The organism is Streptomyces phaeoluteigriseus, from assembly GCF_001896135.2.
In the GTDB taxonomy this organism is placed as follows: Bacteria; Actinomycetota; Actinomycetes; order Streptomycetales; family Streptomycetaceae; genus Streptomyces; species Streptomyces phaeoluteigriseus.
Window position 1 is genome coordinate 1,475,873 of sequence record NZ_MPOH02000015.1, and the last position, 10,839, is coordinate 1,486,711.

Genomic DNA, 10,839 nt, shown 5'->3' on the forward strand with positions numbered 1-10,839 from the left:
CTGGGTTGGTTGGCCCGGCTGGGTCGGGTCGGGCCGGGTCGGGCTGGGTTGGCCCGCATGATGCTCGGGTGGAGCCGGGAGTGGGGGCGCCCCGCTGCGCGATCCCCCGGCCGCCAACCCCTCAGCCGATGAACGCCGGTTGGGCCACGCCCCTCCCCGCGTCGGGGACGACCAGGAGCGAGCCCGACAGCGGGTGGGGGGCCTCCAGGCCCACCCGGGCGGTGGTGACGTACAGATCCGTCAGCCCGGCGGAGCCGAACGCGCAGGCCGTCACCAGCGGAGTCGGCAACTCGATCACCCGGTCCAGCGCCCCCGCGGGGGTGTACCGGCGTACCGCTCCCCCTCCCCACAGCGCCACCCACACACATCCGTCCGCGTCGACCGTCAGCCCGTCGGGGAAGCCCGCGCCGTCCTCGATCTGGACGAAGGGGCGACGGTTCGCCACCCGCCCGTCGGCGTGGTCGAAGACGTCGACACGGCGGGTGGGGGAGTCGATGTAGTACATCAGCGTGCCGGAAGGGCTCCAGCCCGTCCCGTTGCTCACCGCGACGTCGTCGAGGACCACGGAGACGGAACCGTCCCCGGTGACACGGGACAGGGATCCCCCGCCCGGCGCCTCGTCGTACCGCATCGTGCCGGCCCAGAGCGAGCCGTCGGGCGCGACGGCCGCGTCGTTGGCGCGGCGGCCGGGGACCGGCTCGTGGTGGAGCCAGCGGAAGCTCCCGTCCTCGTCCAGGAGGCCGACGCCGTCCCGGAGGTTGAGGACCAGACCGCCGCCCGCGCGCGGCTTGGCCGCGCCCACGTGCTGCTCGGTGACGCGGACCGTGCTGCGGCCCGTCGAGGGGTCGTAGGTGCGCAGGCGCGAGCCGAGGATGTCGAGCCACAGGAGGCGGCCGGTGGCCGGGTCCCAGGTCGGGCCCTCACCGAGGGCGGCCTCCGCGCGGACGGCGACGTCGAACACGTTCGTCATGCCACGCTCCGGTAGCCCAGCTGTTCGGACAGCTGGGCCGCGCCCTTGGCGGCGAGCTGCTCCAGCTCGCCGCGGCGCTCGTCGCTCCAGCGGATCATGGGGACGGAGATCGACAGTGCGGCCACGACCCGGCCGGTGCGGTCGCGCACGGGGGCCGCCACACAGCTGACGTCCGGGTTCGACTCACGGTTCTCGACCGCGATACCCCGTTCCCGGATCTCCGCCAGGGCCTCGCGCAGCGCGCCCGGTTCGGTGATGCTGTTGGGCGTCATCGCGACCAGGTCGGCGTCGTCGGGGACCCGCGCGGTCAGCTCGGCGTCGGGGAGGGAGGCGAGCAGCATCTTGCCCACGGAGGTGCAGTGCGCGGGGAGGCGGCGGCCCGCCGCCGACACCATGCGGACGGCGTGCGTGGAGTCGACCTTGGCGATGTAGATGACGTCCGTGCCCTCCAGGATCGCCACGTGGACCGTCTCGTCGCAGGTCTCGGCGACGGTCCGGGCGACCTGCTGGCCCTCGGCGGCCAGGTCGAGCTGCTCGGCGTACCGGCTGCCGAGCTGGTACGGCCGCACGCCGAGGCGGTAGCGTCCGGGCTGTCCGGGGACGGTGACGATGTACGACCGGGCGGCGAGCGTGGTGACCAGCTCGTGCACGGTGGTGCGCGGCAGCTGGAGCCGGCGCACTATGTCGGGGGCGGAGAGCGTCCCGTCCCCGTCGAGGAAGAGCTCGAGAATGTCGAGAGCCCGGGTAACGGCAGGTACGAGTCGTCCCACGGCCGGCCCCCTCCCTTGGTTCGTTTCAGGCCTGCGTTCGAAATTTCAACAGACGATCGGCATGACGAACACAGGCTAGCCACATAGCGAGGCGCCGGGCAATGGCCGCGGAAGGGGCGCGTGGGGGCGCGCCGCCGATCGGCCGCCGATCGGACACTGGTCAGCAGCCGGTCCGCAGCCTGTCCGCAGGCGGTCCGCAGGCGGTCCGCGGCCTGTCCCCAGTCGTCCGCAGCCGGTCGATCAGCGCGTCGAACGGCGGTCGACGCGCTGATCGACCGGCTGGTCGACCGCTGGAGGAGGGCTCCGCAGCGGCTCCGCCCCGGCTCTGCAACGGTTCGTCGACGGCCTATTGCCCGGTTCGCCGTGAGGCCGCCTCCCCGGTGGGCCACGATGGTTCGCATGCCGCCCGACACGCGCCCCGCCGGCCACCCTTTCACGCCCGTCGACTTCCAGCTGGTGCTGCTGCGCCGCATGGCCGACCACAATCCGGACCTGGTGGAGGACGCCCGCCGCGGGCTGGGCGCCTCGCTCATCGACATGCGGGAGGCCAACAGGCGCTGGCAGGCGATGGTCCGCTCGCCCCGCACCCGGGGCGCCGCCGCCCGGTACCGCTCCGTCCTCGGCGCCCCCGAGGCACAGTCGGTGCGCCGCATCGGCGACCTGGACTGCGAGGCCCGGCTGTGGCCGCTCCCACTCTGGCCCGACCTTCGCTTCGAGGTGCTCCTCGCCCCGAACGGCGCCGTCTGGAACGAATGGCTCGTCCGCGCGCCGGGCGCCCCCGGCCCCTCCCTCCACACGCTCGACGACCTCGCCCCCTGGTCCTGCACGGTCGACGAGGCCGCCCGCGCCTTCGCCCCCGCCCGGCCCCTGGAGGGCTGCGCCCACCCGCTGGGGCCTGGCCTTCGCGGCGCCGGACGGGGCGGGGGTGCGGCGGGAGGTGGTCGCCGAGTTCACCTGGGGGTTGTTGCAGCGGACGGCGGTGCGGGAGTAGACCCCGGCGTCCGGCGTCCCTGGGGGGCGGCGGACGCCGCGAGGATCGCCTCCACCACCCGCGGTACCGACTCCGGGTGCAGAAACAGGAAGAGGTTCGGTTCCACGAGTTCCAGCTCCATCACCCGCGGCCGGCCGTCGTCGCCGTCCACCAGGTCGACGCGCGCGTACAGCAGCTCGGGCGCGTTCGGCACCGCGGCCAGGGCCCGCTTCGCGACGTCGAGTTCGGCCGCCGTGGGGGTCCAGGGCTCCAACCCCGGATGGGCGACCTTGGTCGCGTCGAAAGCGGTGCCGGGAGCAAGCACGGCCCGCTTGCGGCTGGCGTGCAGCAGACCGCCCCCGAAGAACTGGAGGGCCCGCTCCCCTCCGGTGTCGATGCTCCGCACATACGGCTGGACCATCGCCGTCAGCCCTTCCCCGTGCATGCGCGCGAGGTGGCGTACGGCGGTGTCGTGCTGGTCGGGGGTGTAGCGGGCGGCGTAGCGGGCACGGCGCCCGAGGTGGGCTTGACGACGTACTCGTGGTCGTCGGGGAGGTCGGCCGGGTCGCCGGGGGCCAGGTAGCGGGTGGGGACGACGGGTATGCCTGCCTCGGCGAGTTCACCGAGGTAGCGCTTGTCCGCGTTCCAGCGCACGACGGCGGCCGGGTTCGCCAGGCGCGTAGCCTCGGCGCAGCGCTCCGCCCACGCCGTGAACTCGGCCGCGCGCCAGCTGTAGTCCCAGGTGGAGCGGATCAGGGCGAGGTCGTAGGAGGCCCAGTCGACGCCCGCGTCGTCCCAGCACACGGCCTCCGCCCCCGCCCCGGCCTCCTCCAGCGCCCGCACCAGAACCGGCAGGTCGCGGTCCTTGCTGGGCTCCGGGCGGGGGTCGTAGGTGACGAGGGCGACTCTTGGCACGGGGAACTCTCCAACCTGGTGATCGACGTCCGTAACGCTTCGTGACGCCTGTGGCGCACACGAACCCGCAGGCTAACCGCCGCCCCCGCGACCGCGAACGACGAGGGTCGGCCGACCGCCGAGGAGGCCGGGGCCCACCCGCGCGTGCCCTCCTCCGCGAGGCCCTGCCCGGCGCCACGACCCCGAACGCGGAACCGCGTCCGCACGACGCCCGCCCCGGCGACCGTCCCCTCCTGTGCTCCGACGGCCTGTCGACGGTCGTCCCCGGACCCCGTATCCGCACTCTCCTCACCGAGACCCGCTCCCGAACCGACACGGTCCTCGCGCCGGTCGCCGAGGCGAACGGGGCGCGCGGGCCGGACGACGTGAGCTGTGTGGTGGCAGACGCGGTGGAGAAGTGACGGGCGTCAACCTCCGGAACCGGCGGGCCGGGCCGGTCATGGGGTAGGAACGACCTTGTCGTCCCCTGCCCGAGGAGTGTTCCGGTGTCCTCTCTCTTCCCGGCCCTGACGGACCCGCCGTCGGGCCCGCCGTCCGACCGTGCGGCGCTGCGGTTCGGTGACCGGTCCCTGACGTACGCGGAACTCGCCGGTGCGGCGGGCTCCCTGGCGGCGCGGCTGCCGGGCGGCGGCGGGCGGGTCGCCGTATGGGCGACGCCCGCGCTGGAGACGGCCGTGGCCGTCGTGGCGGCGCTGGAGGCCGGGGTTCCGGTGGTGCCGCTCAACCCGAAGTCCGGGGAGGGGGAACTCGGGCACATCCTGTCCGACAGCGCGCCCGTGCTCCTCCTGGCCGCGCCCGGCGACGAACTCCCCTCTGCCGTCGGCGACGTGCCGCGCGTCGACGTGGACGTGCGGGCCATCGGCGGACGGCTCCCCGACCGGGTCCCCGTGGGCGACGAGGACCCCGCCCTCGTCGTCTACACCTCCGGCACCACCGGCCCGCCCAAGGGCGCGGTCATCCCCCGGCGGGCGGTCGCGGCGACGCTCGACGCGCTCGCCGACGCCTGGGCGTGGACCGGCGACGACGTCCTCGTCCACGGGTTGCCGCTGTTCCATGTGCACGGGCTGGTGCTGGGCGTTCTGGGGCCGCTGCGGCGCGGAGGATCCGTGCGGCATCTGGGGCGGTTCTCCGCCGAGGGGGTGGCCCGGGAGCTGAACAGCGGCGCGACCATGCTGTTCGGGGTGCCGACCATGTACCACCGGCTCGCCGAGACCCTCCCCGACGACCCCGGCCTCGCCGAGGCGCTCGGCCGTGCCCGGCTGCTCGTCTCCGGTTCCGCCGCGCTGCCCGTGCACGACCACGAGCGGATCACCGCCGCGACCGGGCAGCGGGTGATCGAGCGGTACGGCATGACGGAGACGCTGATGAACACCTCCGTGCGCGCCGACGGCGAACCCCGGGCCGGCACGGTCGGGCTGCCGCTGCCCGGTGTGGAGCTGCGGCTCGTGGAGGAGGACGGGACGCCCCTGACGTCGTACGACGGGGAGAGCGTCGGGGAGATCCAGGTGCGCGGGCCGAACCTGTTCACCGGGTATTTGAACCGGCCGGACGCCACGGCCGGGGCGTTCACCGCCGACGGGTGGTTCAGGACCGGGGACATGGCGGTCCGGGACGGTGACGGTTACGTCCGGATCGTCGGACGCAAGGCCACCGACCTGATCAAGAGCGGCGGTCACAAGATCGGCGCAGGTGAGATCGAGAACGCGCTGCTGGAGCATCCGGGAGTGCGGGAGGCCGCCGTCACCGGGGAGCCGGACGCCGACCTCGGGGAGCGGATCGTGGCGTGGATCGTGCCGCAGGACCGCCAATCACCTCCACATGAGACCGAGTTGGCCGACCATGTGGCGACGCGGCTCGCCCCGCACAAGCGGCCCCGGGTGGTGCGGTATCTCGACGTGCTGCCCCGCAACGACATGGGGAAGATCATGAAACGGGCGCTGCCGTCGTGAGCGGCCCCCTTCGGCTCTCCGCGCGCGAGATCCTCGCCCTCGTCTGCGACTCCTTCGACGAACTCCCCTGTCCGGCAAGGGACTCGGCATCGGACGGTCCTCTCGCCTGGCCCGGCTACGGCGCCTCCCGCGCCCGTGCCGCCGAGCGGACCGGGGAGACGGAGTCCGTGGTCTGCGGCACCGGCACGGTCGAGGGCACCCGGGCCGTGCTGATCGCGTTCGAGTTCGGTTTCCTGGGCGGCTCGCTGGGCGTACGCACCGGCGACCGGCTGGAGGCGGCGCACACCTACGCCCGCGAACACCGGCTGCCGGTCGTCCCGTTGGTGGCGACGGGCGGTTCCCGCATGCAGGAGGGCATGCTGGCCCTCACGCAGCTCCAGCGGGTGGCAAGGCAGTCGGCACTGACGCGGCAGGCCGGGCTGGCGCAGGTCGCCGTGTTGCGGGATCCGACTACGGGCGGCGGCTGGGCCACCCTGGGCGCGGGCGCGGACGTGGTGCTCGCGCTGCCGGGCGCGCAGGTCGCTTCGCCGGGTCGCGGGTACGGCCGCCCGACGCGGACCCGGCCGCGTACACCGCCGAGGCGCAGGTCGCGGCAGGGTCCGCGGACGCGGTCGTGGAGCCGGGGGCGCTGCGGGAGACGCTGGGGAGGTGGCTGCGGCTGCTGACCCGCCCGTCGCAGGAGCCCGCGCCGGTCCCCCGTGCCCTCGGCGCGGACGATCTCCCCGCCACCGGCTGGGACGCGGTCCGGCGTGCCCGGTCACCGCAACGCCCGCGCGCCGGAGTCTACTTGGACGCCTACTTCACCGTGCGGGCCGCGATCGGCGGCGACCGCTGCGGCGGCACCGATCCGGACGGCATGCTGTGCGGCTTCGGCGAGCGTCAGGGCCGTACCGTCGCGTACGCCGCCCAGACGGGGGCCGCGACCCGGCCCGCCGGATACCGCACCGCGACCCGGTTGATCCGGCTCGCGGACCGGCTCGGCATCCCGGTGCTGACCCTGGTGGACACACCGGGTGCGGCCAACGACGCCGAGGCGGAGCGGCAGGGCGCGGGCGCGGCGATCGCCGAGCTGTTCGGCGCGCTGGCCACCGCGCGGACTCCCGTCACCACGCTGCTGATCGGCGAGGGCGGTTCCGGGGGCGCGCTGGCGCTGGCCGCGCCCGGCCGTACCTGGGCCACCCCGGACAGCTATTTCTCGGTGATCGCCCCGGAGTCGGCCGCCGCGATCCTGAAGCGGCCGCCCGAGGAGGTCGAGGCGACCGCCGGTCAACTCCGGATCGGGCCGCAGGACCTGGCGGAGCTGGGGGTGGTCCGCACGGACCTGCCGTGAGGCGAGCCGACACCCCCGGAAGGCGGTGCGAGGACGTCGTGGCCGGTTTCCGACAGCACCGGCGGGCCATTGAGGCGGGAACACGACAACCTCGCGTACCGTCCGTGACAATGGCGGTGCACAGAGCCGCGGTTCGAGGAGCACGACGGGGGCGTCATGGCAGCAGTGGTGGAGTTCACGACGGACGACGGTGCCGTGGTCGCCGTCGAGTCCGTCGAGGAACAGCGGCCCGGTTCCCGGCTGGTGGCCCGCGGCGACGGCACCGTGCAGGCGGCCCGTACCTTCGAGGGTGCTCTGGAGGGCGTGCGCTCGGCCGCGGAGTCCGCGCTGCGGGTCTTCCGCGACGGCGCGCTGCGGCCCGACGGCGTGGAGATCGAGTTCGGGGTGAAGCTGGCGGCCGAGACGGGCGCGATCATCGCCAAGGGCACGGCCGAGGGCCACCTGATCGTCAGACTGACCTGGTCCCCGTCGGCGGACCGCACGCAGGACCCCGTACCGGCCGCGCGGCGGCATCCTCCTCCCCTCCGCCCGAGTCCCCTTCCCCTCGGCCCGAGTCCCCTTGCCCTCCGCCCGAGTCCTCTTCGCGCTCCCCTCGCCCGGAGCCTTCCGGCGCCTCATGAGGAGCGCCGAGTGGCAGGCCCGGATCGAGTGCGCCGGCCAGGTCGTCGGAGCCGGCTTCCTGGTCACCCCGCGCAAGGTGCTGACCTGCGCCCATGTCGTGCACGAGGGGCCGGCCGGAGCGCTGGCGGTGACCTTCACGGAGCGGCCCGGCTCGGCACCCGTCCCGGCCCGGGTCGTGGCCGAGGGCGGCTGGGCCGGCGGTGCCACCGACCTCGGCGACCTCGCCGTACTGGAACTCGCCCACGAGGTGGAGATCGCCCCGGCGGCGCTCGCGCCCGTCGACACCGCGTACGGCCGACAGCCACGCAAGCTCGTCGTGTACGGCTTCCCCGTCGGCTTCGACGAGGGAACGCTCGCCGAGTACCGGGTCACCGCACCGCAGCTGATCAACCAGGAGTGGATGCAGCTGGAGGCCTGGCAGCCGGACGGGCAGCCGCTCGAACCGGGCTTCAGCGGCGCCGCCGTCACCCTCGTCGACACCGGTGAGGTGGTCGGCATGGTCACGGCCGCGGCCGGGACGCGGGGCGTGCGCAACGGGCGGATGATGCCCACCGAGGTGATGGCCCGGCACTGGCCCGATCTCGCCGGGCTCGTCCCCACCTCCGACCACCGCACCGCCGACCGCGCCCGGCTGCGCGAGCTGGTCGAGCGGGCGGTCCGCGCCGGCCTGGACTGCGATCCCGTACGGCTCTACCGGGCCGCCGCCGGAGCGCTGGACCCCGAGCCGCCGCCGGAGGGCTTCGACTCGCTGCGCTCGGCCGCGCTGTTCGTGCTGTGCGAGATCGACGGCGAGGACGCGGCGGGCACCGTCGCCAGGTTCACCGAGCACGTGGAGGCGCTGTTCCGGGCCCCGGTGGAGACGCCCGCCGCGCCCGAGTGGTCGCCCATCCTCGTCGACCTGCGGCACAGCGGCGCGGGCGACGGCCAGGTCCGCGTCGAGGTGTCGGCGTACAGCGGGGGCCGTCGGCATCCGGTCGGGTCCGACACCGTCCCGCAGTCCCGGCTGCACGGCTATGTGCAGGAGCGGATCGAGGCGGCCTTCGGGTACCTCACCCCGGGCTCCGACGAGTTGATCACCTTCGCGCTGCCCCGCGACTGGATCGACCTGCCCGTGGACCGCTGGGCGAGCGCACCCGACGACGACACCCCGCTCGGCTGTGTGTACCCCCTGGTGGTCACCGACCAGGCGCGGCGGCGGGCGGGCGCCCGGCATCAGCTGACCCGCGCCTGGAACCGGCTCGACTCCGCGCCCGGCGCCCAACTGCACCGGGTCGAGTGCGGCACGCCCGAGGAGCCGCGCCGGCTGCGGGTACGGCTGCGGCAGTCCGACGCCTGTCTCGCCGGGTTCGGCACCGCGCCGGCCGCGCCCCACACCCGCCCCCACTTCGACACCACGCTCACCGCGCCCGCCCCGGTCGTCGTCTGGTCCCGGGGCGGCTGCGACAGCGGCCCCGAGGAGCCCTGCGCGGGCGGCGCCGACTGCACGGGCAAGAGCTTCCTGGACCAGCTCGACACCTGCGTGTCCGGCGTCCCGCCCGCCGAACTCCCCCGCAGGATCCTGGAGTTGCGTGAAGAGGCCGACGCCGAGGACGAGCACTGGGCGCGCGACATCCAACTGCTGTGGGACGACCCGCGCGTCTTCACCGACCCGCACGGCGAGACGGGGGCGGCGCACGCCCGATCGCCCGTGGCCTGACCGCCCGCGGCCCGCCCGCACCCCCATCCGCCCGCGGCCCGCGCCCGCACGCGTGCATGCCGGCGCACCCGCCCACCCGCGCACACACCCGCGCGCCGAGTTCACCGCACGGAGAGATCCCGCATGCCCCACTGGTCCGTCTACACCGGCAACAGCGAGCCGCACGACGGCATCGACGACCTGCCCGCCCCGCCGCCCTGGCGGGCGTTCGACGGCGAGCCCGTCCTGCCCCCACCCCGGGACACCGACGACCGGGCGGCCGTCTCCCCCGACCGCGCGCACCGCGCCCGCACCTACGTGGCCGCCCCCGAGACCGTCCAGCTCGTCAACGCCGCGCTCGTGCTGCGCCGCCCGCTGCTGGTCACCGGCCCGCCCGGCACCGGCAAGTCCTCGCTGGCCTACGCGGTGGCGCGCGAACTGCGGCTCGGCCCGGTCCTGCGCTGGAACATCACCAGCCGCTCCACCCTCTCCGACGGGCTCTACCAGTACGACCGCTGTCCCGGCTGTACGCGGCCCGGCGGGCGGCGTGGCGGGCGGGCGACGAGACGCCGCCCGGCGGTGAGGCGTCCGGGACCGCGGGACGAGGGACCGGCGGACGTGGGATCGGCGCACATGGGTCCGGCGGACCGGAGGGCGGCCCGCCCGCGAGCGCCGACGTCGAGGAACACCTGCGCCTCGGCCCCCTCGGCACGGCCCTGCTCCCCTACCGCCGTCCCCGCGTCCTCCTGGTCGACGAGATCGACAAGAGCGACCTCGACCTGCCCAACGACCTGCTGAACGTGCTGGAGGAGGGCCAGTACGAGATCCCCGAACTGATGCGCGCCGCCCGCCGGTTCACCGAGGGCAGCACCGCCGGGGTCCTCGCCGACGACACCGACGAGCCGGTCACGGTCAGCCGCGGCCGGGTGCGCTGCCACGCCTTCCCGTTCGTGGTACTGACGAGCAACGGCGAGCGCGAGTTCCCGCCCGCCTTCCTGCGCCGCTGTGTCCGCCTGCGGCTGCGCCGCCCGGACCGCGAGCAGCTCACCGAGATCGTCCGCGCCCACCTCGACACCCCGGCGGGCGACGCGGAACACCTCATCAACCGCTTCCTGACCCGCGCCGCCGACGGTGAACTCGCCACCGACCAACTGCTGAACGCCCTCTACCTCACGGGCGTCGCCGGCCTGGACGCGGACTCCCGCGACGCGCTGGCGGACGAGCTGATGCCGTATCTGAGCGCGACGGCGGACGGCGATGGCTTCTGAGCGCCCACGGGCGTCCGACGGCCCACCGGTATCCGGCCGCCCACCGGTATCCGGCCGCCCACCGACATCCGAGCAGCAGCCCGTTTCCGAGCAGAAGCGGGTTACCGAGCAGAAGCCGGTTTCCGAGGGGAAGCCGGTTGCTGAAAGGCTCCCGCGGGAGCGCGACCGTACGGCCGTCGGGCGGCTCGCCGCGCTCCTGACGGCGCCGCGGGGACCGCCCCGACCCCGCGGGAACTGGCGGAACTGCTCTGGCTCGCCGGCCACTTGGAGGAAGGCCGGTCGGAGGGCACCGGGCCGGAGAACCGGAGGCCCGCGCCGCCACCCCGTCAGGACGAGGCCACCGCCCCCGCCGCGCCTCCCCCGGCCGAACC

5 protein-coding genes and 5 pseudogenes are annotated in these 10,839 nt (G+C 74.8%); 7 read left to right on the forward strand and 3 right to left on the reverse strand.

The features are described from left to right. Positions 1-121: 121 nt before the first annotated feature. Positions 122-970, reverse strand: a complete 849-nt coding sequence (locus BM536_RS24630) for an SMP-30/gluconolactonase/LRE family protein (protein WP_073498721.1) — start codon at positions 968-970, stop codon at positions 122-124. Then, positions 967-1,740, reverse strand: a complete 774-nt coding sequence (locus BM536_RS24635; RefSeq protein ID WP_073498719.1) for an IclR family transcriptional regulator — start codon at positions 1,738-1,740, stop codon at positions 967-969. Before BM536_RS24635 ends, BM536_RS24630 begins: the two co-directional genes overlap by 4 nt. Before the next feature lie 399 nt (positions 1,741-2,139). Between BM536_RS24635 and BM536_RS43145 the strand changes: the two are divergent. Further along, a pseudogene (locus BM536_RS43145) lies at positions 2,140-2,731 on the forward strand (hypothetical protein). Here BM536_RS43145 and BM536_RS24645 read toward each other — a convergent pair. After that, positions 2,691-3,625: pseudogene (locus tag BM536_RS24645) on the reverse strand (ATP-grasp domain-containing protein). The pseudogenes BM536_RS43145 and BM536_RS24645 sit on opposite strands and share 41 nt — an antisense overlap. Before the next feature lie 50 nt (positions 3,626-3,675). Between BM536_RS24645 and BM536_RS24650 the strand changes: the two are divergent. The 6 genes and pseudogenes from BM536_RS24650 to BM536_RS24675 all read left to right on the forward strand — a co-directional run bounded on the left by BM536_RS24650 (position 3,676) and on the right by BM536_RS24675 (position 10,468). Further along, on the forward strand, positions 3,676-4,026 hold the full coding sequence (locus BM536_RS24650) for a hypothetical protein (protein WP_073498716.1): 351 nt from the start codon (positions 3,676-3,678) through the stop codon (positions 4,024-4,026). Positions 4,027-4,110: 84 nt separating this feature from the next. Continuing rightward, on the forward strand, positions 4,111-5,574 hold the full coding sequence (locus tag BM536_RS24655; RefSeq protein ID WP_094103476.1) for an acyl-CoA synthetase: 1,464 nt from the start codon (positions 4,111-4,113) through the stop codon (positions 5,572-5,574). Continuing rightward, a pseudogene (locus tag BM536_RS24660) lies at positions 5,571-6,904 on the forward strand (carboxyl transferase domain-containing protein). Before BM536_RS24655 ends, BM536_RS24660 begins: the two are co-directional and overlap by 4 nt. Positions 6,905-7,060: 156 nt before the next feature. Next, positions 7,061-7,306: pseudogene (locus BM536_RS43150) on the forward strand (CU044_2847 family protein); the annotation flags it as partial. A gap of 214 nt (positions 7,307-7,520) precedes the next feature. Then, positions 7,521-9,221: a VMAP-C domain-containing protein gene (locus BM536_RS24670; protein WP_094103477.1), complete on the forward strand. Its 1,701-nt coding sequence runs from the start codon at positions 7,521-7,523 to the stop codon at positions 9,219-9,221. A gap of 123 nt (positions 9,222-9,344) precedes the next feature. After that, a pseudogene (locus tag BM536_RS24675) lies at positions 9,345-10,468 on the forward strand (AAA family ATPase). Positions 10,469-10,839 lie beyond the last annotated feature (371 nt).

Coding starts and splice junctions, on each gene's coding strand:
- BM536_RS24670 (WP_094103477.1), top strand. CDS start 7,521: ATGAGGAGCGCCGAGTGGCAGGCCCGGATCGAGTGCGCCGGCCAGGTC.
- BM536_RS24630 (WP_073498721.1), bottom strand. CDS start 970: ATGACGAACGTGTTCGACGTCGCCGTCCGCGCGGAGGCCGCCCTCGGT.